Annotated in this window: 19 protein-coding genes and 1 tRNA gene; 11 read left to right on the top strand and 9 right to left on the bottom strand. The window is 68.0% G+C overall.

The window, feature by feature from the left end; translation table 11 throughout:
• Nucleotides 1-3: 3 nt before the first annotated feature.
• The 4 genes from nadD to ACVOME_RS06345 all read left to right on the top strand — a co-directional run bounded on the left by nadD (nucleotide 4) and on the right by ACVOME_RS06345 (nucleotide 1930).
• Nucleotides 4-669 carry a nicotinate-nucleotide adenylyltransferase gene (gene nadD, locus ACVOME_RS06360; RefSeq protein WP_053520120.1) on the top strand — a complete coding sequence of 222 codons (666 nt, stop codon included), beginning with the start codon at nucleotides 4-6 and terminating at the stop codon, nucleotides 667-669.
• Between the two features lie 58 nt (nucleotides 670-727).
• A complete protein-coding gene (gene rsfS / locus ACVOME_RS06355) occupies nucleotides 728-1138 on the top strand; it encodes a ribosome silencing factor (protein ID WP_053520119.1) in 411 nt (136 codons plus the stop codon).
• Between the two features lie 222 nt (nucleotides 1139-1360).
• Nucleotides 1361-1831 (top strand): 23S rRNA (pseudouridine(1915)-N(3))-methyltransferase RlmH, encoded by a 471-nt coding sequence (gene rlmH / locus ACVOME_RS06350; RefSeq protein WP_019662111.1) that lies wholly within the window; start codon nucleotides 1361-1363, stop codon nucleotides 1829-1831.
• Between the two features lie 22 nt (nucleotides 1832-1853).
• Nucleotides 1854-1930, top strand: a tRNA-Asn gene (locus tag ACVOME_RS06345).
• Between the two features lie 42 nt (nucleotides 1931-1972).
• Here ACVOME_RS06345 and ACVOME_RS06340 read toward each other — a convergent pair.
• From ACVOME_RS06340 to ACVOME_RS06325, 4 genes are all read right to left on the bottom strand, one after another.
• Complete coding sequence (locus tag ACVOME_RS06340; protein WP_065174868.1) at nucleotides 1973-3397, bottom strand: basic amino acid/polyamine antiporter; 1425 nt, start codon at nucleotides 3395-3397, stop codon at nucleotides 1973-1975.
• Between the two features lie 129 nt (nucleotides 3398-3526).
• Nucleotides 3527-6334 carry a TonB-dependent receptor gene (locus ACVOME_RS06335; RefSeq protein WP_065181829.1) on the bottom strand — a complete coding sequence of 936 codons (2808 nt, stop codon included), beginning with the start codon at nucleotides 6332-6334 and terminating at the stop codon, nucleotides 3527-3529.
• 195 nt (nucleotides 6335-6529) lie between these two features.
• Nucleotides 6530-7180, bottom strand: coding sequence for an energy transducer TonB (locus ACVOME_RS06330; RefSeq protein WP_053516772.1), 651 nt, complete (start codon nucleotides 7178-7180; stop codon nucleotides 6530-6532).
• A gap of 254 nt (nucleotides 7181-7434) precedes the next feature.
• Nucleotides 7435-8169, bottom strand: coding sequence for an SIMPL domain-containing protein (locus tag ACVOME_RS06325; RefSeq protein WP_053516775.1), 735 nt, complete (start codon nucleotides 8167-8169; stop codon nucleotides 7435-7437).
• Nucleotides 8170-8298: 129 nt separating this feature from the next.
• Here ACVOME_RS06325 and ACVOME_RS06320 point away from each other — a divergent pair, with 129 nt between their 5' ends.
• From ACVOME_RS06320 to tldD, 4 genes are read left to right on the top strand one after another with little or no spacing between them, the layout of a single operon-like run.
• Entirely contained in the window at nucleotides 8299-8907 is a 609-nt protein-coding gene (locus tag ACVOME_RS06320) for a Maf family nucleotide pyrophosphatase (RefSeq protein WP_065174871.1), read from the top strand.
• Nucleotides 8900-10387 (top strand): ribonuclease G, encoded by a 1488-nt coding sequence (gene rng / locus ACVOME_RS06315; protein ID WP_053516779.1) that lies wholly within the window; start codon nucleotides 8900-8902, stop codon nucleotides 10385-10387. Before ACVOME_RS06320 ends, rng begins: the two co-directional genes overlap by 8 nt.
• A 30-nt stretch (nucleotides 10388-10417) precedes the next feature.
• Nucleotides 10418-14272 carry a YhdP family protein gene (locus tag ACVOME_RS06310; RefSeq protein WP_262218632.1) on the top strand — a complete coding sequence of 1285 codons (3855 nt, stop codon included), beginning with the start codon at nucleotides 10418-10420 and terminating at the stop codon, nucleotides 14270-14272.
• Nucleotides 14273-14332: 60 nt separating this feature from the next.
• Nucleotides 14333-15778: a metalloprotease TldD gene (gene tldD / locus ACVOME_RS06305; protein ID WP_065174873.1), complete on the top strand. Its 1446-nt coding sequence runs from the start codon at nucleotides 14333-14335 to the stop codon at nucleotides 15776-15778.
• A gap of 41 nt (nucleotides 15779-15819) precedes the next feature.
• On the opposite strand, the gene yjgA is transcribed toward tldD, so the two are convergent.
• Nucleotides 15820-16410, bottom strand: a complete 591-nt coding sequence (gene yjgA / locus ACVOME_RS06300) for a ribosome biogenesis factor YjgA (protein ID WP_065181832.1) — start codon at nucleotides 16408-16410, stop codon at nucleotides 15820-15822.
• 67 nt (nucleotides 16411-16477) lie between these two features.
• On the opposite strand from yjgA, the gene pmbA reads away from it, so the two are divergent.
• Nucleotides 16478-17845: a metalloprotease PmbA gene (gene pmbA, locus ACVOME_RS06295; protein WP_193396089.1), complete on the top strand. Its 1368-nt coding sequence runs from the start codon at nucleotides 16478-16480 to the stop codon at nucleotides 17843-17845.
• 87 nt (nucleotides 17846-17932) lie between these two features.
• Nucleotides 17933-18301, top strand: coding sequence for a DUF4870 domain-containing protein (locus tag ACVOME_RS06290; protein ID WP_481504844.1), 369 nt, complete (start codon nucleotides 17933-17935; stop codon nucleotides 18299-18301).
• 62 nt (nucleotides 18302-18363) lie between these two features.
• Here ACVOME_RS06290 and ACVOME_RS06285 read toward each other — a convergent pair whose 3' ends face one another.
• The 4 genes from ACVOME_RS06285 to ACVOME_RS06270 form a co-directional block, all read right to left on the bottom strand.
• Nucleotides 18364-19242, bottom strand: a complete 879-nt coding sequence (locus tag ACVOME_RS06285) for a polyprenyl synthetase family protein (protein ID WP_461289150.1) — start codon at nucleotides 19240-19242, stop codon at nucleotides 18364-18366.
• On the bottom strand, nucleotides 19232-19492 hold the full coding sequence (locus ACVOME_RS06280) for an exodeoxyribonuclease VII small subunit (protein ID WP_065174877.1): 261 nt from the start codon (nucleotides 19490-19492) through the stop codon (nucleotides 19232-19234). Before ACVOME_RS06280 ends, ACVOME_RS06285 begins: the two co-directional genes overlap by 11 nt.
• Nucleotides 19493-19528: 36 nt before the next feature.
• Nucleotides 19529-20815: a tRNA lysidine(34) synthetase TilS gene (tilS, locus tag ACVOME_RS06275; protein WP_481504843.1), complete on the bottom strand. Its 1287-nt coding sequence runs from the start codon at nucleotides 20813-20815 to the stop codon at nucleotides 19529-19531.
• A gap of 101 nt (nucleotides 20816-20916) precedes the next feature.
• Complete coding sequence (locus tag ACVOME_RS06270) at nucleotides 20917-22623, bottom strand: alkaline phosphatase (protein ID WP_053516800.1); 1707 nt, start codon at nucleotides 22621-22623, stop codon at nucleotides 20917-20919.
• A 155-nt stretch (nucleotides 22624-22778) separates the two neighbouring features.
• On the opposite strand from ACVOME_RS06270, the gene ACVOME_RS06265 reads away from it, so the two are divergent.
• Complete coding sequence (locus ACVOME_RS06265; RefSeq protein WP_481504842.1) at nucleotides 22779-24113, top strand: dicarboxylate/amino acid:cation symporter; 1335 nt, start codon at nucleotides 22779-22781, stop codon at nucleotides 24111-24113.
• The last annotated feature ends 148 nt before the right edge of the window (nucleotides 24114-24261 follow it).

Genomic DNA, 24261 nt, shown 5'->3' with positions numbered 1-24261 from the left:
TCGATGAGCCTGCGGGTCTATTACGGGGGCACCTTCGATCCGGTGCACCTGGGGCACCTGGCGATCGCGCGCGCCGCGCGCGATGAGCTGCAGGTCGCGGTGCGGATGCTGCCGGCGGCCGATCCACCGCACCGCCCGGTTCCCGGCGCGACCGCCGAACAGCGCTGCACGATGCTGTCGCTGGCCATCGGCGACGAGCCGGGGCTGCTGCTGGACCGGCACGAACTGGATCGGGCCGCGCGCTTTCCCGGTCGCCCGTCCTACACCGTCGATACCCTGCGCGAACTGCGCGGCGAGCTCGGTCCCAGCCGGCCCCTGGCCTGGCTGGTCGGCGCCGACAGCCTGCTGGGCCTGCCCGGCTGGCATGAGTGGGAGGCGCTGTTCGGCCTGGCCCACTTCGTGGTGGCGGAGCGGCCGGGCAGTCCACTGCAGGCCTCGGTCGACGGCGAGCTCGGCCGTGTCTTGGAAGGGCGGTGGGCCGACAGCGAACAGGACCTGTTTGCCAGTCCGGCCGGCCGCATCCTGCGCCTGCACCATCCGTTGCGCGGGGAATCGGCCAGCGCCGTGCGCGCGCAGATCGCCGCGGCAGGGCCCTGGCGTGCCCTGCTGCCGCCGGCGGTGGCCGACTACGTGGCCGCGCAGCGGCTGTACCATCCGGCAACACCGTGAATGCCGCGACCGCGCCATCCCCGTATAATCGCCCCCACGTTTATCGAGTCGATCCACTTTGAGCAACCAGACCCAGCCCCAGACCATCAAGGTCGATCTGCCCAGCCCGCCGCCGTCCGTGCCGGAACTGCTGGCCAGTGTCCGTCAAGCCACCGAAGACCTGAAGGCCAAGGACCTGGTCGAGATCGACGTGCGCGGCCGGTCCAGCGTTGCCGATTACCTGGTGATCGTCTCGGGTACTTCGACCCGCCACGTCAAGTCGATCGCCGACGAGGTCGTGCGCTTCGCCAAGAAGATCGACGTGATGCCGCTCGGGGTTGAGGGCGAGCGCGAAGCCGAGTGGGTACTGGTCGATCTGGGCGACGTGATCGTCCACGTGATGCTGCCGCGCGTGCGTGAGTTCTACGCCCTCGAGCGCCTGTGGACGGTCGGTGACCAGCCGCCGTCCAGCGACGACGAAGTGGCCTGAGCCGCACGTTGATGCATCCCTTCGAGGGCGCCGCAGGCGGCGGGGGCGGTTTTGAGGGACGCGGATGAAAGACCGCCAGCAGGCCACCCGGGGAAGCGCCACCACGGGGGGGGGGGGGGGGTCCCCCGCCCCCTTCCTGCGCCTACTTTGGGGCCTGCCCCGCTGTTTTTTCAACCCTTTCCCGGGGGCCTTGGGCGCCCTCGACGTTTTCGAGGAGCGCTGATGAAAGCCCGCCTGATCGCCACCGGTGAACGCGCACCCAGTTGGGTCGCGCAGGGGTTCGCCGAGTACCAGAAGCGGCTCTCGCACTGGCTGCCGTTCGAGCTGGTCGAGATCGAGCCCGGCCTGCGCGGCAAAGGCCGCGATCCACGCCGTGCCACCGAGGACGAGGGCCGGCGGGTGATCGCCGCGCTGCCGAAGAATGCCTACGTCGTGGCGCTGGATGTGCCCGGCCGCCAGCTCAGTTCCGAACAGCTGGCGCAGCGCCTGGAGCATTGGCGGGGACAGGGCAGGGACCTGGCGTTCCTGATCGGCGGTCCCGAGGGGCATTCGCCCGAAGTTTCGGCACTGGCCGACGAGAAGTGGTCGATTGGTCCGCTCACGCTGCCGCACATGCTGGTGCGGCTGGTCGTGGCGGAACAGCTGTACCGGGCCGCCGCAATGATTGCAAATCACCCCTACCATCGCGCGTGAAGAGCCGTTATACTGTTCGTCTGCCCGAATAGCTCAGCCGGTTAGAGCACTTGACTGTTAATCAGGGGGTCGTTGGTTCGAGTCCAACTTCGGGCGCCACTTTCAGAAACCTGCATCGCGAGATGCAGGTTTTTTTTTGCTCTACAGAGTCAGCGCTCCTCGCCAGAACGCCACCAGTGTGGCGATCGCAACGGCCAGGATGGCGCCGAACAGCACCCACTCCCAAGGCGTGAACACCTGTTCGCCACGCTGGCGACGGGTCAGCGCGAACAGCGCTACGCCCGGCACATACAACAGCACCGACAGCAGCAGGTTGTGCAGGCCACCGGCATACACAAGCCACAGCGCATACGCGCTCGCCAGCAGCGCGACGCTGAAGTCGCGCCAGCGGATTCCTGCTTCGCCGCCCGCATAGGCCTGACCACGCCAGGCCAGCTGCACGCCGAATGCCGTGGACAGGAAATAGGGCACCAGGCTCATCGATGCAGCCAGCAGTACCAGGCCGGTATAGCTGCCGGAATTCACCAGCACCAGCAGCAGGAACAACTGGATCAGGCCGTTGCTCAGCCAGAGCGCATTGGCCGGCACGCCGCGCGCATTCTCGCGGCCAAGGAACGCGGGCATGGTGCCGTCGCCGGCAGCCGCATACAGCACCTCGGCGCACAGCAGTACCCAGGCCAGCAGGGCGCCAAGCACCGAGATGATCGAACCGATGATGATCACGGTCGCGCCCCATTCGCCGACGATGGCGCGCAGCACGTAGGCCATCGATGGATTGGGCAGGGCGGCCAGCTCGGCCTGCGACAGCACGCCCATCGACAACAGGCTCACCAGGACCAGCAGCAGCCATACGCCGAGAAAGCCGATCACGGTCGCGCGCCCTACATCGGCACGACGCGCAGCGCGCCGGGAATAGATGCTGGCGCCTTCGATGCCGATGAACACCCATACGGTCACCAGCATCATGCCGCGCAGCTGCTGGCCGAGATCGCCAAGTGCGGGGGTACCCAGGAAATCGGCGCCGAACACGTCCATGCGGAACGCGCCGGCGGCCAGGATGAGGAACAACGCAATGGGCAGCAGCTTGGCCACCGTGACCAGGCCGTTGACGATGGCGGCAGTGCGCAGGCCGCGCAGCACCAGCAGGTGCACGGTCCATAGCAACAGCGACGAGGCAGCCACCGCTGCCGGCGTATTGCCTTCACCGAACACCGGCATGAAGTGGCCGAGGCCACTGAAGATCAGCACGAAGAAGCTGGCGTTGCCGAGTACCGAGGCAACCCAGTAGCCCCATGCCGCGGAGAAGCCGATGTAGTTGCCGAAGCCTTCCCGCGCATACGCGTAGATGCCGGTATCGAGGTCCGGCCGGCGGTTGGCCAGGGCCTGGAACACGAAGGCGAGCATCAGCATGCCGGCGCCACTCACCGCCCAGCCGATGATCGCGGCGGCCGGACCGGCGCTGCGCGCCACGTTCTGTGGCAGGGAAAAGATGCCGGCGCCGACCATCGAGCCGACCACCAGAGCGGTCAGTGCAGCCAGGCCCAGCCTTTGTGAGGTCGCAGCCATGAATCTCCCCTGCGGCAGCGCGGCCGCAGGGGCACAGTAGCGGCAGTGCCGTGAAGCCGCATGCAACATCTGCAACGACGGAGGCCCGGGCATGTGGCCGGGCCTCCGAAGGTGATGCTGCAGCGACGATCAGTTGAAGGTGTACTTGGCACCGACAGTGAAGTAGCGGCCGATGGCTCCGCTGAAGTGCAGCGGGTTGTAGTTCACGCCGCCATAGGTGGTCGGATCGAGCGGTGCGATGCGATCAAACACGTTCTGCACCGATGCGTTCAGTTCAAAGGCTTCGGTGATGTTCCAACGACCGGACAGGTCGAAGGTGGTGAACGAGGAGATCTTCTCGACCGGCGAGCCATCCTCGTAGAACGCCAGGTAGTCGCCGCCACGGCGGTCCTTGTTCTCCAGCTTGCTGATGTAGTTGGCGACGCCGCTGACACTCCACGGGCCCTGCCTCCAGGTGGTGCCGAAGTTGATGCGGTCCTTCGGCGTGCCGATGCAGTTGGTGACGTCGCAGTTGCCGTGGGTGCCGGCGTAGTCGACCGTCACGTCAGCATCGGTGCGCTCGAACTTCAGCACATGGCTCCACTGCAGATCCATTTCCAGCTGGCCCGGACCGATATCGAAGGTCTGGCGGATATCGGTGTCGATACCGCGCACGCGGGTGGAAGCGGCGTTGATGTACTGCGTGTTGACCGCCAGGATGCTGCCGGTGCCGGCAATGCCGTTGAGCAGGTTGGTGTCGCGCAGGACGTTGCCGGCGGCAATGGCGTCGGCGGTGCTGCCCTGGGCGATTTCGTTGGTGCGCTTGATCTGCCACGCATCCACCGTCATCGAGGTGGAGGAGGTCGGCTGCAGCACGATACCCACCGAATAGCTCTTGGATTCCTCCGGCTTCAGGTCGCTGTTGGGGCGGGTGATGATCGCCACCGAGCGTGCGGTGCATTCGGCTTCACTGATGGCGCAGCGCACCGGGTCGCGGGCGTTGGAGAAGGCGGCCAGGCCACCGTCGCCGTTCTCGGCCGGGTTCGGCGCGCGGAAACCTTCGGCGTAGCTGGCGCGCAGCGCGATCCAGTCGGCCGGGGTCCACTTCACGCCCAGCTTCGGCGTCGCCTTGCCTTCACCGCTCTCGTACTTGTCGTAGCGCAGTGCACCGGACAGCTCCAGCTGTTCCAGCACCGGCGCGGACAGTTCGACGTATCCGGCGTACACGTTCTGGGTACCGTCATAGGCCGAGTAGCCCAGGCCGATGATGTCGCCGGTGTCGGTGAACGTCTGCGGGGTCAGGCTGTTGCTGGTCTTGCGCCACTCGGTGCCCATCGCCAGGCCGAGCGGGCCACCCTTGAGGTCCATCAGGCTGCGCGACACGGTGAAGTCGAACATGTCCAGGCTGGACTTGGCGCGTGCACTGATCTCCGGCGAGATGAAATCGTACAGCGCCTGCGAGTTGAGGTTGGCGTTGTCGCCGATGCGCCATACGCCACCGGCACAGTTCGGGTTGGCCAGTGCACAGCGGACGTTGTCGTAGTGCAGGAAGCCGGTACGACGGTTGATCAGGTCGGTGCCGGAGTGCAGGTAGGCGGTGTCATAGTTCCAGTCGCCCCAGTTGCCCTTGACGCCCACCAGGAAGCGGTTGAACTCGTTGGTGTTGTTGGTCACGCGCGGACCAACGTCCCAGGCCGAATAGCGCAGGCGCGAGGCCTGGCCGGGAATCGGGTTGTCCGGATGATCCGGGCCGAGCACGGTGGCACCGGAACCGCTGTTGGCGTTGACCGGTCCTTCCGGGTAGCCCCAGCCGCCGGACACGCCCGAGGGCGTGTTGCTGAAGGTGGTTTCCTTCTTCGAGTAGCCGATCTCGGTGTAGATCTCGCCGCCTTCGCCGAAGGCGAAGCTGGCACGTCCGAACACGTTGATGTACTTCTCTTCCGGGCTCAGGTCACGGAACTTCTGCGCCGGATCCCACAGGCAGCCCTGCTGCTGTGCGGTCGCATCGGTCTGGCCGGGAATGCTGGTCAGATTGGCACAGCCCGGCAGAGCCACCAGGAACGCGGGATTGTCGTCGTCGACATTGCGGTCGTCGAACACCGAGCCGTTCGGGCCCACGCCACCGGCAGTACCACCGGACAGGTAGGCACCGCCCAGGAACTGCGCGTCGGCGGCGGAATAGCCCCAGCGACGGATGTCACCGGTGCCGATCCACTTGCGGTTCTTGCGATCGCCGATCTTGATCGCGTCGGTCTTGCCGACGTCCAGGCTGAAGAATGCGTTCCAGCCATCGGTGGCCAGGTCGCCGGTGCCTGCGGTCAGCGTCGCCTTCTTGGCATCGCCGTCGCCGTCGCCGGAGACGCCGTAGGAACCGCGCAGGATCGCGCCCTGGAAATCGCTGCGCAGGATGATGTTGACCACGCCGGCGATGGCGTCGGAGCCATAGATCGCCGATGCGCCGTCCTTCAGAACTTCCACGCGCTCCACCGCATCCAGCGGAATGGTGCTCAGATCGGTGAAGACCTTCTGGCCATCGTCAGCCAGGCCGTAGGTGGCCATGCGGCGGCCATTCAACAGCACCAGCGTCGAGCCGGCGCCGAGGCCACGCAGGGAGATGCCGGCGCCGCCGCCGGCAAAGCCGTTGCCGAAGGTCTTGGGAATCGAGCCGGAACCGTCGGCGGTCAGGGTCTGCAGGTATTCGGCGACCGTGGTCTTGCCGGTGCGGTCGATCTCCTGGCGGGTCACCACCTGCACCGGGGACGGTGTCTCGGTATTGGTGCGCGGGATGTTCGAGCCGGTGACCGTGATGCGGTCGAGATTGGTGGCCTGCTCCTGGGCGAAGGCGGAGGAGGAAACCACGGCGCCGGCCAGCAGCAGGGCGCTGCCGGTAAGGATGTGAGTGATGGACGATGCCAGGGTGTCACGGCGGCTGGCGGGCCGATGGATCGGGTGTTTCACAGCTTCTCTCCTAACTGGAAAACCTTGCGTTGAGGGCTGTCGCCGGATCAGGCCGGGGCGGGGCAATTATGGGTTCCGGGCTGGTCACGTTGGGGTTAATTTTTGTTTAAGGGGCCCCGCGGGCCGGGGCGGGGGGGGTATTGGAAACCCGGGGCGGGTTTCCCGCCCGGGCGTGCGGCGGGGCCGGTGCAGCGGTCAGTCGGGCAGCGAGAACTGCACCGGCACCATGCCGATGGCAGGCACCGCCACGCCGTCATGCTGGGCGGGCTCAAACCGCCAGTGGCGCAGCACCTGTTGGCGTGCGGCCTGGTCCAGGCTGCGCGAACCGCTGCTGCGTTCGATGCTGACCGCAACAGGCTGGCCGTTGCTGTCCACTTCCACGCGCAGCAGGACCGTGCCCTGTTCGCGGTTGCGCAGCGCGGGGATGGGATAGGCCGGGGGCGGCGCACTGCGGTACTGCAGCTGGGCTCCCGCCAGCGGCGTAGCTGCCGCCAGCGTCGGCGGCGCCATCACGGCGGTCGGTTCGGCGGCCGGCAGGACGATGCCCGGCGCGTCTTCGACCGTTGCGGTGGGGGCTGGCAGCGCCGGTGCGGTCGGCACCGCCTGGGAGCGGGGGGCGACCTTCACCTGTTCGGGTTCGGTGGGCAGGATCGGCGGAGGTTCCGGTGTCTCGACCTTTTCGATCCAGCGGACCGTGGTCGTGTCACGCGGGGCCTGTACCGCCTGGTAGGTGGCGGGGATGAGCAGCAGCAGCAACGCCAGCAGATGTAGTGCGATGGCCGCGCTCCAGGCGGCGATGCGGGCGGGGTCGAAGTGCGCGGATGCAACGGGATACGTACGAACCATGGTCCACCTCCGTGCCAGTGTCGAAAGACGTCAACGCACCAGGGCCGCCATCGGGGTTTGCCGCACGCGGCTGGCAGCCAAGCATTAGCGCGTCGTGGCCGCCACTGCCTAGAGGCATGTCAGGCGATGTTGAACTGGCCTTCATCTACGCAACGGGGCCGGAGACCTTTCCGCTGGAAAGGCATCCGGCCCCGTGGGCAGCAGATCAGGGCAGGGCGCTGTCCGGCGGACAGTGCCCCCGCCGTGCCCGGTCGTCAGCGACCCAGCTCGAACACCACGTCCAGGTTGACCGAAACGGTGGATTCGCCCGGCGCGACCGGCGTGGCCTTGTCCATGGCGGCCGAGGCCATCTGTGCCCGCATCATCGGCACCGGGCGGAAGCCGCCGTTGCTGTTTTCAGAGATGCTGACGATGCGGCGCACCTGCAGGCCCAGCGACTTGGCATAGGTCTGGGCGCGCGCCTGTGCCTTCTTCAGCGCGGCCAAGCGGGCTTCGTCATAGACCGGCTCCGGCTGGTCGATCTCGAAGCTGGGGCCGTTGATCTGGTTGGCGCCCTGGGCGGCCAGCGCATCGAGCACCCGGCCCAGCTTGGCGATGTCGCGGACCTTCAGGCTGACGGTGTTGCTGGCCTGGTAGCCGGTGATCTTCGGCGCTTCGTTGTCGGCATAGCGGTACTGCGGGTTGAGGCTGACGCCGCTGGTCTGCACATCGCGCTCGGCGATGCCGGCCGCCTTGATCGCGGCCAGCACCTTGTCCATCTGCTGCGCATTCTGGCGCATGGCGCTGTTGCCGTCGGCGGCCTGGGTGACCACGCCGGCCGACAGGGTGGCCACATCCGGCACACGGGTCGCTTCGGCGTTGGCCGAAATGTTCAGCAGGGTGCCCTCGGCCGGGGCGGCGATCGGCGGCGGCGGGGCGGCATGGGCGGACATCGAGGCTCCAAGGGCGAGGGACAGGGCAAGCAGCAGCGGGGAGGCGGTCAGGCGCATGGGATCTCCTTGTTGTGGCGTGAGGGTGGTGTCGTAGCGATGAACGCGCTGTGAGTCCGTTCGGGGTTGAAGGCACGCGGGAGCAGGTTGCCGACGATTCAGGCGGCGGCCTCAGGTTATGCTGTGCCGATGCTCTATCTTGCTTCCCGCTCCCCCCGACGCAACCAGCTGCTGGCCCGACTCGGACGCCCCTTCCAGGCGCTTGACCTGGAGGTTGTCGAGCAGCGCGCGCCCAGTGAAAGCGCCGAACAGTACGTCTGCCGGGTTGCGGCCGACAAGGCGCGCGCCGGGTTGGCCCGGGTGCTGGCCGATGACCCGGACGCACGGGTGCTGGGCTCGGACACCGAGGTCGTGCTTGATGGCGAGGTGTTCGGCAAGCCGGTCGATGCCGCCGATGCCCGGGCAATGCTGACGCGCCTGGCCGGACGCACGCACCAGGTGATGACGGCCGTGGTGGTGGTCGGCGCGGCCGGGCTGGACAGCGAACTGGTGGTGTCCGAGGTCACGTTCGCTGCGATCGGCGCCGCCGACATCGCCGCCTATGTGGCCACCGGTGAGCCGCTGGACAAGGCCGGGGCCTACGCCATCCAGGGTGGGGCCGAGCGCTGGATCGAACACCTGTCCGGCAGCTACTCCGGTGTGATGGGGCTGCCGCTGCTGCACACCGATCGTCTGCTGGCGCGCTGCGGCGTGCCGGCTCCCATTGCCAACGCCGCCAGGGAGGCTGCAGATGTCTGAGGAAATCCTGGTCAATGTGACCCCACGCGAGACCCGGGTCGCGGTGATCGAGAATGGCATGCTGCAGGAACTGCACATCGAGCGCGGCTGGCGCCGGGGTGTGGTCGGCAACATCTACAAGGGCAAGGTGCAGCGGGTGATGCCGGGCATGCAGGCCGCCTTCGTCGAGGTCGGCCTTGAGCGCGCTGCGTTCCTCCATGCCAACGACGTGGTGCGGCCAGCGCCGGTGGCCAGTGCCGACACCGAGAACACCACGCTGCCACCACCGGCCAGCGTGCCGATCGTCGAGCTGCTGCGCGACGGCCAGGACATCGTGGTGCAGGTGGTGAAGGATCCCATCGGTACCAAGGGCGCGCGGCTGACCACGCAGATCAGCATCCCGTCGCGCTACATGGTGCTGCTGCCGCAATCGAAAGTGGTGGGCGTCTCCGCGCGCATCGAGGATGAGGCCGAGCGCGCGCGCCTGAAGGCGCTGGTGACCGAGTTGTCGGCACAGCACGGCGGCTACGGCTACATCGTGCGCACCAACGCCGAAGGGCAGCCGGCCGAAGCCATCGCCGAAGACATCGCCTATCTGTCGCGGGTCTGGAACGTGGTGGAGCGCCGCGGCCGCGACGCCACCCCCTGCAGCGTGATCTATGAAGACCTGAGCCTGCCGCTGCGTTCGGTGCGCGACCTGATCCGCAAGGACGTGGACAAGGTGAAGGTCGATTCCAAGGAAACGTTCGCGCAGCTGCAGGCTTTCGTGGCCAAGTACATGCCGGTGCTGGCCGAGAAGCTGGAGCTGTACTCCGGCGATCGCCCGATCTTCGACATGTTCGGCGTGGAGGACGAGATCGGCCGCGCGCTGGACAAGCAGGTGCCGCTGAAGTCCGGTGGCTACCTGGTGATCGACCAGACCGAAGCGATGACCACCATCGACGTCAACACCGGGTCGTTCCTGGGCCAGCGCAACCTGGAGGAGACGGTGTTCCGCACCAACCTGGAGGCGGCGCAGGCCGTGGCCAGGCAGCTGCGCCTGCGCAATCTCGGCGGCATCATCATCATCGACTTCATCGACATGGACGATGCCGAGCACCGCCGCCAGGTGCTGCGGACCCTGGAAAAGGCGCTGGCGCGGGACCATGCCAAGACCACGGTCTACGACTTCTCGCCGCTGGGCCTGGTGGAGATGACCCGCAAGCGCACGGTCGAAAGCCTGGAGCGCCAGCTGTCGGAGACCTGCCCGCAGTGCAGCGGTCGCGGCACCATCAAGACCACCGAAACGGTCACCTACGAGATCTTCCGCGAGATCACCCGCGCGGTGCGCCAGTTCGATGCCGCGCGCCTGCTGGTGATCGCGTCGACCAAGGTGGTGGCGCGCATCACCGATGAGGAATCCGCGGCGGTGGCAGAGCTGGAAGAGTTCCTCGGCAAGAGCATCCGTTTCCAGGCGGATGAGCAGTACCTGCAGGAGCAGTTCGATGTTGTGCTGCTCTGATCCACGCCGGCAGAAGGTCGGCGGCGGCCGATGAGCGCGCCGCCGCGCCTGCGACTGCGAAGGATCCGCCGTCATCTCATTGCTGCCTGTGCGGTGGCCCTGGTCGGGCTGGCGCTGCTGGTGGGCACCTTCAGCCAGCTGCTGCCGCTGGCCGAGCGACACCCCGACAGGATCGCCGCCTGGTTGAGCGAGCGCGCAGGCCAGCCGGTCCGTTTCGACCAGCTGGACACGGCGTGGACCCGTCGTGGCCCGCTGCTGCAGCTGAAGGGCCTGCGCATCGGCGCCGGGCAGGGCCTGGCGGTCGGCGAGGCTGAAATCCTGGTGTCGATGTACAGCGGCCTGCTGCCGGGCCGTTCCTTGACCGAGCTGCGTCTGCGCGGCCTGGCCCTGGATCTGCAGCAGAGCGAGGACGGTCGCTGGTCGGTGCGTGGCCTGCCGCAGCCCAGCAGCGGTGGTGACCCGCTGGAGGCGCTGCGCCGGCTGGGCGAGCTGCAGGTGATCGGCGGCCGGCTGGGCGTGCAGGCCCCGGCACTCGGCATCGACACCGTATTGCCGCGCGTCGATCTGCGCCTGCGCGTCAATGGCGACCGCCTGCGGGTAGGCGTGCGGGCCTGGGCCCAGACCGACGCACTGCCGCTGACCGCCGTGCTGGATGTGGACCGTGTGCGTGGCGACGGCGAGGCATGGCTGGGCGCCGATCCCATCGATTTCCGCGCCTGGTCGCCGTTGCTGGCGGCCGGCGGCGTGCGCCTGCGTGAAGGACGCGGCGAACTCAATGTGTGGCTGACCCTGCGCGATTTCGTCCCCGTGGCGCTGACCACCGATTCGGATCTGCGGGATCTGCGCATCGACGGCGCACCGATGCCGGGGCTGGCAGTGCCGCGGCTGCAGTTGCAGCGCATGCAGGCGCTGCTGCGCTGGCAGCGGCAGGCGGACGGATGGGCGATGCAGGTACCGCGCCTGCGGCTGGTGGACGACACCGGCGCGCAGCAGCTTGATGGACTGCAACTGCAGGTCGGCACGCAACTGGGCATCCGCAGCGGGGCGGTGCAGGCCGGCACCGCGCTGCGTGCGCTGGCGCTGAGTGACCGCCTGGACCCTGGCCTGCGGCGCTGGCTGTTCCTGTCAAAGCCGCAGCTGGATCTGCGGGAACTGCAGCTGGCCGGCAAGCGCAACGGTCCGCTGTGGGCCCAGGGCGAGCTGCAGTCGCTGGGTTTTGCCAGCGTCGGTGACGCACCTGGCTTGCGTGGGCTGGGCGGCCATTTCGAAGGCGACGCCGATGGCTTCCGCCTGCAGCTGCAGCCGCAGCGCGAGCTCCAGTTCGATTGGCCGACCGGCTTCGGCGTGCGCCATGACCTGCACCTGGCAGGCCAAGTGGTGGGGTGGCGCGACGAAGGCGGCGGCTGGCGCATCGGCACGGCCGCCCTGCGTGTGGAAGGCACGGATTACGCAGCCGATCTGCGCGGCGGTGTCTGGTTCCAGGGCAATGGCACGCGTCCGTGGCTGCAGCTGGCGGCCAAGCTGGACGATGTACCGATGACGGCCGCCAAGCGCTTCTGGATCCATTCCAGGATGAGCAAGGGTGCCACCGACTGGCTGGACATGGCGCTGGCCGGCGGCCAGGTGCGTGATGGTATCGGCCTGGTCACCGGTGACCTCGACGACTGGCCCTTCGACAACAACGACGGGCGGTTCGAGGCGACCGGCCATATCACCCGCGGCGACATCCGCTTCCAGCGCGACTGGCCGCTGATGAGCCAGGTTGACGCCGACATCGCCTTCATCGGTCCTGGCTTCCACATGCAGGGGCGCGGTGACCTGGCAGGCGTGCCGGTGCAGCACTTCGAGGCCGGCATCAAGGATTTCGGCCAGCAGCCGCTGTACGTGCGTGCCGATACCCGCAGCGAAGCCGGAAAGCTGCTGGCGCTGCTGCGGCAGAGCCCGTTGCACCAGGAATACGGCGAGACGCTGGACAACCTGACCGCCACCGGGCCGGCGCAGGTGACCTTCGACCTGCTGCAGCCGCTGCATGCCGACGAAGGGGGAGGTCACCTGCAGGGCACGGTCGATCTGGCCGGCGTGAAGCTGGTGGAGAAGCGCTTCGCGCTGGAATTCGACAACATGCGTGGGTTGGCCCGCTACGGCAACGGTGGTTTTGCCGCCGAGCAACTGGCGGTGCGCCATCTGGGCCAGGACGGCCAACTGAGCCTGCGCGCGGGTGGGTTCGTGCGTGACCCGAAGCTGGCCTTTGAGTCGGAGCTTTCGGCGCGCCTTGATGCAGGCGTGCTGATTGACCGCGCGCCGGAAATGGCCTGGCTCAAGCCCTACATCACCGGTACCTCGCCCTGGACCATCGCCGTCAACCTGCCGAAGGTCGCGCCAGGCGCGCCCGCTCCTCCCAGCGAACTGCGCCTGCGCTCGGATCTGGCAGGCACGCGCCTGGATCTTCCCGCCCCGCTGGACAAGCCCGCCGACGAGCCACTGGCCACCACCGTGACTGCGCAGCTGCCGATGGGGGATGGCCGTATCGACGTGGCGTTTGGCCAGCGCCTGGCCCTGGCCGCGCGCAGCCATAACAATCAGACCGGCGTGCAGGTGACCCTGGGCAGCGGCCAGGTCGACCGCGAGCCGCCTTCCAGCGGGCTGGCGGTCAACGGTCACAGCCCGACCCTGGACGCGTTGGAGTGGATCGGCCTGGCCCGCGGCGGAGACGGCGACGGCGATCCGATGCCGTTGCGGGCGATCGACGTGCAGGTCGGCCGCTTGATGCTGATCGGAGGGGTGTTCGAGCAGACCCGCCTGCAACTGCGCCCGGGCGCGCAGGCGCTGGATGTGCGCCTGGACGGCCCTTCGCTGGCTGGCCGCCTGAGCGTGCCCAATGCCGAGGGCGGCACCATCAGCGGCCAGCTCGACCGGGTGTACTGGCAGTCACCGCCGGCCGCGTCCGGTGCGCCAGCGGCACCGGCCCGGGTGCAGGCCGGCGCCAACGACATGGATCCGGCCAGACTGCCGCCGTTCGCGCTGGACATCGCCGACCTGAAGTTCGGCAAGGTGGCGCTCGGCCAGGCCGTGCTGCGCACCCGCCCGCGGGGCAACGGCCTGGAGGTGCAGACCCTGCGCTTCCGCGCGCCCGACCAGGAGATCGACATCACCGGCCGCTGGCTGGGCAGCAGCAGCGGCGCCCGCACCGAACTGAACGCGCAGGTGCGCAGCGAGGATCTCGGCGCGCTGATGCAGAATCTCGACTACGGTGGCCAGTTGCGTGGCGGCGCCGGCCAGGCGCAGCTGCAGGCGTCGTGGAATGGCGGGCCGTCGGACTTCCAGCTGGGCAATCTGCAGGGCCAGCTGGATATCCATGCGCGCAACGGTCAGCTGCTGGAACTGGACCCCGGTGCCGGTCGCGTGCTGGGTCTGCTCAGCGTGGCCCAGCTGCCGCGGCGGCTGATGTTCGACTTCCGTGATTTCTTCTCCAAGGGCTTCGCGTTCAACCAGATCGAGGGCAGCCTGCAGTTCGGCCAGGGCGTGGCCCGCACCGACAAGGTGCTGATCGAAGGGCCTGCGGCGAACATCACCATCCGCGGCCAAGCCGACCTGCGCCAGCAGCAGTTCGACCAGACCATCGACGTCAATCCGCGTGCCGGCAATCTGCTGACCGTGGTCGGCGCAGTGGCCGGTGGCCCGGTCGGGGCGGCGCTGGGGGCGGCGACCAATGCGGTGCTGTCCAAGCCGCTGGGTGAGATCGGCGCCCGTACCTACAAGGTGACCGGTCCCTGGAAGGAGCCGAAGGTGGAGGTGATCGAACGCAGCCGCGAACGGACCCCGCCGGCTCCCGCACCTGCGCCGACCCTTCCACCGGCCGTGACCGACCTGCCGCGGTCGCGCTGAGCGCGGCCTCCCATTCCCCGGGGCTTGCCTGAGTGCCCCTGCATCCCCAGATCGAGAGCCATGACTGATATCGCCCTGACGCTTGCCCAAGACCGCCTGCTGCGCCCCGGCGGCCTGGATACCGCTGGACTGGAGCGCACCTTCGGCCAGCTGCTCGGCCCCGGTGTCGATTTCGGCGACCTCTATTTCCAGCACGCCCGGCGTGAGAGCTGGAGCGTGGAAGACGGCATCGTCAAGGACGGTGCCCATTCCATCGAGCAGGGGGTCGGCGTGCGTGCCATTGCCGGCGAGAAAACCGGCTTCGCCTATTCCGATGACATCCATGCCGATGCGCTGCTGGCGGCGGCGCAGTCGGCACGCGCGATTTCGCGCGAGGGCGGTGCCCAGGCGGGCCGCTCGCTGCTGCGCGGCAATGCACGCGCGCTGTATCCGGCGCTGGATCCGATCGATGGGCTCGGCAACGAGGCCAAGGTTGAAGTGCTCAAGCGCCTGGATGGCTATCTGCGTGCGGCCGATCCGCGGGTGAAGCAGGTGATGGTCAGCCTGTCCGGTGGCGTTGACACCGTGCTCATCGCGCGCAGCGACGGCGTTCTGGGTGCCGACGTCCGCCCCCTGGTGCGCTTGAACGTGCAGGTGATCGTCGAGCAGAACGGTCGCCGCGAGTCCGGCTATGCCGGCGGTGGTGGCCGTTATGGCTACGAAGAACTGTTCGCCGATGGCCGGCCGGAAGCGTTCGCCCGCGAGGCGCTGCGCCAGGCGCTGGTGAACCTGGACGCGGTGCCGGCGCCGGCCGGTGTGATGCCGGTGGTGCTCGGCCCGGGCTGGCCTGGCGTGCTGCTGCATGAAGCGGTCGGCCATGGGCTGGAGGGCGACTTCAACCGCAAGGGCACCAGCGTCTACGCCGGTCGCATCGGCGAGCGCGTGGCGGCCCCGGGGGTGACGATCGTCGATGACGGCACCCTGGACGGCCGTCGCGGCTCGCTGAACGTCGATGATGAAGGCCATCCGACCCAGTGCACGACCTTGATCGAGGACGGTATCCTGGTCGGCTACATGCAGGACAGCCTCAATGCACGGTTGATGGGCATGGCACCGACCGGCAACGCGCGCCGCGAGTCGTTCGCGCACCTGACCATGCCGCGGATGACCAATACCTACATGCGCGCCGGCCAGCACGATCCGCAGGAGATGATCCGCTCGGTGAAGAAGGGGCTGTACGCGGTCAACTTCGGCGGTGGCCAGGTCGACATCACCAGTGGCAAGTATGTGTTCTCGGCCACCGAGGCCTATCTGATCGAGGATGGCCGCATCACCACGCCGGTGAAGGGCGCGACCCTGATCGGCAACGGCCCGGAAACCATGCAGAAGGTGCGCATGGTCGGCAACGACCTGGCCCTGGACGAGGGCGTGGGCATCTGCGGCAAGGACGGGCAGAGCGTGCCGGTGGGTGTCGGCCAGCCCTCGCTGCTGATCGAGGGCCTGACCGTCGGCGGCACCCAGGCCTGAACATGGCAACGGCCCCGGCCAGCGCCCCGGCCGGCGGGGACTCAGTCCTCGTCGGTCGCGTCGTCCAGATCGGCGCCGGTGTCGTCGTCGGTGGCGACCTTCAGGCCAAGCGCGGCCGGCAGCATCAGCCCGCGCAGCACCTGGTAGATCTCGCGGTAGGCGCGCGGCGGCTTGTTCTTCGCCTTCTCGGCCTGGGCGTTGCGCACCAGCGTGCGCAGCTGCTGGCGATCCGCCTGCGGATACTCGTCCAGCAGCGCGGCCAGCGCCTTGTCGCCGTCGTCCAGCAGGCGCTCGCGCCAGTCTTCCACGCGGTGCATCATCGCCACTTCGCGGCGCGAGGTTTCGCTGTTGGCGTCCAGCGCATCGCGGATCGCCTCCAGGGTTTCGTCTTCCTCGCGGCGCATGTGCTTGGCCAGGAACGCCAGCTGCCGCTTGTGGGCGATGTGGGCCGTGATGCGCTTGCACTCGGCGATATGCGGCAGCAGATCCTCCGGAATCGGCAGGCGCGCCAGCTGGGCCGGGGTCAGCGACACCAGCTTCTCACCCAGGGCCAGGACTTCCAGGGCTTCGCCGCGCTTCTGCTTGCGGCTCTTGTCAAGGAATTCACCGGTTTCTTCGTCGCGTCCGCGCATCGTCCACACCTGCTTTCAAAAAAGTCGCCCGGCGTGATGCCGGGCCCAACCTGTACAGGATAAAGCATTGAACGTGATCGCCCCTGAAGTGGTTGTCGGCGACGACAGCCCGGCCCGCCTGGAACGGCTGGCCGACCTTTCCCAGCAGCTGCTCGAGCGTGCCCGTGCGCTGGGGGCCAGCCAAGCCGAGGTCAGCTGCAGCGAGGACCGCGGCCTGGAGGTCAATGTGCGCCTGGGCGAAGTGGAAACCGTACAGTCCACCCGCGACCGCGGCATTGCCGTGACCGTGTACTTCGGCCAGCGCAAGGGCAGCGCCAGCACCGGCGACCTGAACGAGGCCAGCCTGTCGGCCACCGTGGAGCAGGCCTGCGCGATCGCCCGCCACACCGAGGATGATCCGGCCGCCGGACTGGCCGATGCCGCCCTGATGGCCAAGGACTTTCCCGACCTGGACGGCTGGCATCCCTGGGCCCTGCAGGCTGACGAGGCGGTGGACCTGGCGCTGGCCTGCGAGGCCGCCGGACGCGAGGCCGACGCGCAGATCCGCAACTCCGATGGCGCGGCGGTGTCCACCTCGCAGAGCCTGTCGGTGTACGCCAATTCACACGGTTTCATTGGCCGTGAGCGCGGCACCCACCATTCGATCGGTTGTGCGCTGATTGCCGGCCAGGGCGATGGCATGCAGCGCGACGGCTGGTACACCAGTGCGCTGGCCAGGCAGGACCTGGAAGATCCGGCCCAGGTCGGCCGCCAGGCCGCCGCGCGTACCGTCGCCCGCCTGCAACCGCGCTCGCTGGCTACGGGCAGCATGCCGGTGCTGTTCGCCCCGGAAGTGGCGCGCAGTCTGGTGGGCCATCTGCTGTCGGCCGTGTCCGGTGGCGCGCTTTACCGCCAGGCCAGCTTCCTGCTGGACAGCGCCGGGCAGCGACTGTTCCCGGACTGGATGCAGATCGACGAGCTGCCGCACCTGCGCCGCGGCCTGCGCTCGGCCGCCTTCGACGGCGATGGCGTGGCGACCCGCGCGTCGGCACTGGTCCGCGATGGCGTGCTGCAGCGCTACGTACTGGGCAGTTACTCGGCCCGCAAGCTGGGCCTGCAGACCACGGCCAATGCCGGCGGCGTGCACAACCTGCAGCTGGCGGCCAACGCCGGGCCGCTGGAAGACATCGCCCGGCAGATGGGCAGCGGCCTGCTGGTGACCGAGCTGATGGGGCAGGGTGTCAATGGTGTGACCGGTGACTACTCGCGGGGGGCCGGTGGCTTCCGTGTCGAGAACGGGGAGATCCAGTACCCGGTGGACGGCATCACCATTGCCGGCAACCTGCGCGAGATGTTCATGGCGATCGAAGCGGTGGGCAGCGATGTCGATCCGCGCTCGCACATCCGGACCGGTTCGATCCTGGTGGGGCGGATGACCATCGCCGGTAATGATTGATGGCGTCGATGGCGTAAGCTATGGCCGCCTGACGCAACCGGCCTGATGCCGGTGGGTCAAGACCACCCAATGAAAAGGAGTTTTGTCGTGAGTGAATTCGATAACGTCCCGCCGCCGGTCACCGCCGATGTCCCGGCAGACCAGCGCACCATGGCCCTGGCCGCGCACCTGCTGGGCATCTTCACCGGCTTCATCGGCGCGCTGATCATCTGGCTGATCAACAAGGACGACGCCGGCAAGTCCTTCGTCACCGACCAGGCCAAGGAAGCGCTGAACTTCCAGATCACCGTGGCCATCGCGATGGTGGTCTGCATCATCCTGACCATCGTGGTCATCGGCGCGATCCTGATGCCGATCGTCGGACTGGTCAGCCTGGTGTTCTGCATCATTGCCGCGGTCAAGGCCAACAACGGCGAAGCCTATCGCTACCCGTTCGCATTGCGCCTGATCAAGTAAGACCGGCTGCATGCGGACATGAAAACGCCCGGCATTGCCGGGCGTTTTCGTTGCGCACCACGTCAGTGATCGCGCTCCACCGCAAGCCTGGCCAGCGCGCGCAGCGCATCGGCCTCTTCGTGGTAGCCCGCCAGAGCAGCCTGCATGCGGGCCGCCAGCTCGCGCAGCTGCGCCTTCGCTCCCTCCATGCCGAGCAGGGCGGGGAAGGTACTCTTGTCCTGCGCCTGGTCCTTGCCTGCCGTCTTGCCCAGCTGCTCGGAGCTGGCTTCGACATCGAGGATGTCATCGCGGACCTGGAACGCCAGGCCGAGTGCATCGGCGAATGCGTCCAGCAGCACCCGCTGCGGCTCCGGCGCATCGCCGCACAATGCGCCCATACGTACCGCGGCACGGATCAGCGCGCCGGTCTTGAGCGCATGCATCCGGGTCAGCGCGGCCAGCGACTGCTGCTGTCCGGTGGCATCGATATCCAGCGCCTGGCCGCCGCACATGCCGGCGGCACCGGAGGCGTGTGCCAGCGCCTGCAGGCAGTCCACGCGCAGTGTTGCCGGCAGTGGTGCCTCGGCCAGCAGGCTGAAGGCGCGGGTCTGCAGGGCGTCGCCGGCCAGGATCGCGGTGGCTTCGTCGAAGGCGATGTGGGTGGTGGGTTTGCCACGGCGCAGTGCATCGTCGTCCATCGCCGGCAGGTCGTCGTGCACCAGCGAATAGGCATGGATCAGTTCCACCGCCATCGCGGCCGCGTCGAGCCTTTCCGGTTGAGCGCCGAACAACTGGCCAGTGGCATAGACCAGCAGCGGACGCATGCGCTTGCCACCGCCGAGGACGGAATGGCGCATGGCCTGGTGCAGCCGCTGCGGTGCATCGGCCGGCGAGGGCAGGGCGGCATCGAGCAGGCTTTCGATCCGGTCGCGCCAGCGCGCGAACGCCGCCTCAGCCGTCATGGCTGGGCGGATCGAAGGGTTCTGCCGTATCGGGCTGTGCCGGATCGCTGAGCAGCCGGACGCGCAGTTCGGCCTGCTCCAGCGCCTGCTGGCACTGGCGGTACAGGCCCACGCCACGTTCGTAAGCACTGAGCGACGCTTCCAGGCTCAGCTCGCCGGTTTCCATCTGCTCCACCAGCTGCTCCAGCGATTCGAGCGACTGCTCGAACTGGGCAACAGGGGAGGCGTTTTCGGGGGACTTCTTGGCCATGCGGCAAGTGTGGACGGCACGCGCGCAGGGGTCAATTCACCAGCCACCCGGCTGCCACCGCAGCTGGGCGTCGTGAGCGTGCAGCCAGGCCTGCAGCGGTGCGGCGATCACCACATCGGCGGCGGCCAGCAGGTTGCCGTCAGCAAACAGCAGCGGCAGCTGCGCGCGCCGCCAGGGGGCCAGATGTTCACGCTGCAGGCAGTCCTTCAAGGCATGTGCGTGGCTGCGTCCCGGCAGCACGATGCGCTCGCCGCCACGCCGTGCACGCACCTGCATGGGTTGCTGGAACATCGCGGCGCCCAGCAGGCGCAGCTGGCCGCCATCAGGCAAGGCCAGGGGCACCCGGCCGTCCCACTCCTCCTGCCAGTCCAGAGGCAGGGCAGGCAGCTCGGCCGGCAGCAGATAGGCATGCTCGCGCCATTGCTGGATGACGTGATCCTGCCAGCGCACCCGTGCCTGCCGGTCGCAAGCGGAGGGCAGCATTTCGTCGAGCATCTGCTGCAGCACCCGCCCCGGCAGCGGGGCCGCGCCATGGCTGGCCACCCAGGTACGCAGGACGCGTGCGGCGCGTTCCGGCGAGACCTGCCGCAGCAGCTGCAAGGACAGCACGCGCGGGGCTGCCTCCAGGTGTGCGAGCAGTTCAGTGTCCTCCTCCTGCAGAAGGCCGCGGGTGCGTGCGCAATGATCGGCACTGCCGGCCAGGGCCGCTGCGGCGTGCGGCCAGCGCTGGCGCAGCAGCGGCAGCACCTGCAGGCGCAGGAAGTTGCGGTCGGCGTACGCGTCGTCGTTGCTGGGGTCTTCGATCCAGTGCAGATCGTGGGCCCGCGCATAGTCATGCAGAGCGTCGCGCGGGACCTGCAGCAGCGGCCGCCACAGCCGGTGGCCGGCGAGCATGCTGTCCCTGCTCATTGCCGCCAGGCCATCAACACCGGAACCGCGCAACGCGCGCAGCAGGAAAGTTTCAGCCTGATCGTCCTGATGCTGGGCCAGGGCCAGCGTCTCTCCGTCGCGCAGAGAGGCGACGAAAGCAGCGCGACGCGCCTGCCGGGCTGCACCCTCCAGGCCCAGACCGGTGCCGGTCTCGACCTGCACGCGGTGTACGACCAGTTCGATTCCCAGGGCCGCGCACTGCTGCTGGCAATGCTGGACCCAGGCATCGGCGTCGGGCTGCAGCCCGTGATGTACGTGTACAGCGCGCAGTCCCACGCCGGCCGCCTGCGTGCAGCGCCGTAGCCAGTGCAGCAGGACGGTCGAATCCAGGCCGCCGCTGTAGCCGACCAGCAGCGGTGCATCGAGGGAAACCAGGGCGGGGAAGGCAGTCACGGGTGAAGTGTAGGGTGATCGGCGGGGTCGCGCCGCGCCTTCGACTCACGGGCGGGATGCAGCCGGGCATGGCCCGGCTGCACACTGCGTCCGCCGTGCCGTTACTTTCCGTCGACGCTGCGTTCGAAGGCCTTGGGCGCCGGCAGCTGCACCGGTACGCCCTTGTCATCGCAGGTGCCCGCCTGGCACAGGCGATCGCGCAGCGCCGGCGTTGCCTGCACGATCATGTGATAGATCGTGTTCTGCTCCAGCGTGCCGCGGATCGCCTTGCTGCCGGGACCGCGCGCCCAGATGCCGACGTCCTCGCCGCCATGCGATTCGGACTTCATCGGCACCAGCGCTTCCTGCATGTAGTCCGGATGCTCGGTGTCGACATCATGCAGGTCCGGACGCCCCTTGGCCGGCTCGAAGCTGCTCGGGTTGTGCGGGTAGCGCTTGCTGCCCGCCGGCTGCTGGTTGGTGCTGCCGGTGTGGCCCGGTCCATTGGCGTAGCTCAAGGTGGTGTAAGGCTGGCCGTTGCCGTCCAGCGCGTAGTCCAGCTTGCCGGCGCCGTCCTCACCGCCCTTGTCCTTCACCTTGCCCAGGATCGGGTTGCCGCGTGCGGGGTAGCCGACGAAGTTCAGGGTGTGCGAGTGGTCGGCGGTGACGATGATCAGCGTGTCGTCGGCCGACGTCATTTCCGACGCCACCCGCACCGCATCGGACATCGCCACGGTTTCGGTCAGTGCGCGATAGGCATTGCCGCTGTGGTTGGCATGGTCGATGCGAGCGCCTTCGATCATCAGCACGTAACCTTCCTGATGGCGCGACAGATTGGTGATCGCAGCGGCAGTCAGCTCGGCCAGGCTCGGCTCACCGGCCGGATCCTGTGGGCGCTCGTACTCGTAGCGCATGTGGTCCGGCTCGAACAGGCCGAGGATGGCCGGCGCATTCGCGGCGGCGGCCAGCTGCCTGCTGTTCCACACGTAGGCACCCTGCGGATGCGCCTGCTGCCATTCCTGTACCAGGCTGCGGCCATCCAGGCGCTGGCCGACCTTGTCGTCGTATTCCGGATCGCGCTCTTCCACGGTGGTGAATTCACCGCGACCACCGCCGAGCGCGACCAGCGGGCCGCGGCCATAGCGCGACGTGGACAGCAGCTGCTGGGCGATGTCCTTGCAGCCGGCGGCCTTGGCCGCTTCGGTCAGATCGGTGTCATTCTCCCAGTTGCGCTCCGGCGAGTGCGCGTAGGTGGCCGCCGGGGTGGCGTGGGTCAGGCGCGCGGTGGACACGATGCCGGTCGCCAGGCCGGCGCTGTCGGCCAGCTGCAGCCAGGTGAGCAGGCCCTTGGACAGGCTGTCGGCACAATCGGTGCGGGCGCCTGCGCTGACACCGATCGCGCCCATGTGGGTCTTCACGCCGGTGGTGATGGCGGTCATGGTGCCTGCCGAATCAGGGGTCTGCGAGTCGGTGTTGTAGGTCTTGCTGAACGCGGTGGCGGGGAAGCGTTCCCAGGACAGCAGGTTCTCTTCACCCGATCCGCCCTTCTTCTGGCCTTCGTAGATGCGCGCAGCGGCCACGGTGGTCAGGCTCATGCCGTCGCCGAGGAACAGGATGACATTCCGGGCCTTGCCGGCCATCGCGCCATTGGCGGCGGCCTGGGCGGCGCCGCTGCGGTACCACCATTGCGGCGTCTCGCCGGCCGGGTGTGCAACCGGCTCGACGGCGACCTTCAGGCCTGCCGGCGCGGAAGCGGGGGTGGTGCTGGCGCAGGCGCCGAGCAGCAGGGTGGTGGCACACGTGGCCAACAGGGAGACGGAACGGCGCATGGACGCTGGGATCTCACAAACTGTAACGGGACGTTCATTATGCCCGCCCTCGCAAGGCACGCCGATGACACACTGATTTGCCGGGCGGACGGTCGTTCTGCGGGCCGCCTTGGGCTATCGTGCCAGCATCCCTTCCTTCCCCCTCTGGATTGCCTATGACGCTGGTCTCTGCCTGGCTGCGGATTCCATTCTGGCAGCGCGTGGTCGGCGGCTTCGTGCTTGGTGCGCTGGCCGGCTGGGCGCTCGGCCCCGCTGCGGAAACGTGGTTCGGTCCGCTCGGTGAGCTGTATGTCACCCTGATCAAGATGATCGCGGTGCCGCTGGTGTTCTTCGCGGTCATCAACGCGATCTCGTCACTGCATGGCCAGAAGTCGGTTGCAGCGCTCAGTGGCCGCACCTTCCTGTGGTTCGTGATTACCGCGGCGTTGGCGGTGTGCGTGGGCCTGGGCGTGGGCACCGTGCTGCAGCCCGGTGCTGGTGGCCTGCAGCTGTCCATGGCCAGCAACTATGTACCGCGCGAGGTTCCCAGCGTGGTACAGGTGCTGCTGGATGTGGTGCCGGCCAACGTCTTCTATGCACTGTCCGGCATCGGCACCCGCGTCAATGCTGCCGGCGAGACCGTGCTGGCCGCTGGCAGGGGCTCGATCCTGCCGGTGATCTTCTTCGCCGGCCTGGTGGGCTTTGCCATCGTCAAGCTGGGCGAGAAGGTGACCGAGGCGCGGAAGCTGGTCGGCCAGATGAGCGACATCATGATCCAGGTGACCCGCTTCGTGCTGGAAGTCACCCCGATCGGTACCTTCGGCCTGATTGCCGGCCTGGTGGGCAGTTACGGTTTCGAAAAGCTGCTGCCGCTGGGGCATTTCGTGCTGGCCCTGTACGTGGCCTGTGCGTTGCACATCGTGGTCGTCTACAGCGCGCTGCTGCTGGCGCACGGCCTGAACCCGCTGAAGTTCTTCCGCGGCGCGGCGCCAGGCATGCAGGTCGCCTTCGTCAGCTCCTCCAGCTTCGCCGCGATGCCGGTGGCGCTGCGTTCGATCACCCACAACCTGGGCGTCAACAAGGACTACGGTGCATTCGCGGTGCCACTGGGTGCGAGCATCAAGATGGACGGCTGCGGCGCGATCTACCCCGCGTTGTGCGCGGTCTTCATCTCCCAGTACAGCGGCGTGCCTTTGACGCCGGAGCAGTACGTGGTGGTGCTGATCGCCTCGGTGCTGGGCAGCTTCGGTACTGCCGGTGTGCCGGGTACGGCCGTGATCATGGCCACCGTGGTGCTCAGTGCCGCCAATCTGCCGCTGGAGACCATCGGTTACCTGTATGCCATCGACCGTATCCTGGACATGATGCGCACCATGACCAACGTGACCGGTCAGATGCTGGTGCCGGTGCTGGTGGCCAAGGAGACCGGCCTGCTCGACCAGTCGGTGTACGACAATCCCTCCAGCAACGTGGGCGTGGATGACCCGGACCCTACGCCGCCACGCAGCTGAGACGCCGCGCAGCGGCCTGTCATGCGAGAGATGAAGGCCCGCCGGACTGGCGGGCCTTTTCGTTGGGGGCGTGCCCGCCGGGCCAGGGAAGGGAAGACGCATCCCAGGCATTCCGCGGGCAACGAAAAAGCCGCTGCAGGGCAGCGGC

This window comes from Stenotrophomonas sp. STEN008 (assembly GCF_056760435.1).
This window is presented reverse-complemented; position numbering and strand designations above follow the sequence as displayed.

Bases quoted from the DNA above. Each gene is read 5' to 3' on its own strand.
- ACVOME_RS06325 (WP_053516775.1), bottom strand. From the start codon at position 8,169: ATGCGCCTGACCGCCTCCCCGCTGCTGCTTGCCCTGTCCCTCGCCCTT.
- rlmH (WP_019662111.1), top strand. From the start codon at position 1,361: ATGAAAGCCCGCCTGATCGCCACCGGTGAACGCGCACCCAGTTGGGTC.
- ACVOME_RS06330 (WP_053516772.1), bottom strand. From the start codon at position 7,180: ATGGTTCGTACGTATCCCGTTGCATCCGCGCACTTCGACCCCGCCCGC.
- ACVOME_RS06310 (WP_262218632.1), top strand. From the start codon at position 10,418: ATGAGCGCGCCGCCGCGCCTGCGACTGCGAAGGATCCGCCGTCATCTC.
- ACVOME_RS06320 (WP_065174871.1), top strand. From the start codon at position 8,299: ATGCTCTATCTTGCTTCCCGCTCCCCCCGACGCAACCAGCTGCTGGCC.
- ACVOME_RS06285 (WP_461289150.1), bottom strand. From the start codon at position 19,242: ATGACGGCTGAGGCGGCGTTCGCGCGCTGGCGCGACCGGATCGAAAGC.
- tldD (WP_065174873.1), top strand. From the start codon at position 14,333: ATGACTGATATCGCCCTGACGCTTGCCCAAGACCGCCTGCTGCGCCCC.
- ACVOME_RS06265 (WP_481504842.1), top strand. From the start codon at position 22,779: ATGACGCTGGTCTCTGCCTGGCTGCGGATTCCATTCTGGCAGCGCGTG.
- ACVOME_RS06340 (WP_065174868.1), bottom strand. From the start codon at position 3,397: ATGGCTGCGACCTCACAAAGGCTGGGCCTGGCTGCACTGACCGCTCTG.
- nadD (WP_053520120.1), top strand. From the start codon at position 4: ATGAGCCTGCGGGTCTATTACGGGGGCACCTTCGATCCGGTGCACCTG.
- rng (WP_053516779.1), top strand. From the start codon at position 8,900: ATGTCTGAGGAAATCCTGGTCAATGTGACCCCACGCGAGACCCGGGTC.
- ACVOME_RS06280 (WP_065174877.1), bottom strand. From the start codon at position 19,492: ATGGCCAAGAAGTCCCCCGAAAACGCCTCCCCTGTTGCCCAGTTCGAG.
- yjgA (WP_065181832.1), bottom strand. From the start codon at position 16,410: ATGCGCGGACGCGACGAAGAAACCGGTGAATTCCTTGACAAGAGCCGC.
- ACVOME_RS06270 (WP_053516800.1), bottom strand. From the start codon at position 22,623: ATGCGCCGTTCCGTCTCCCTGTTGGCCACGTGTGCCACCACCCTGCTG.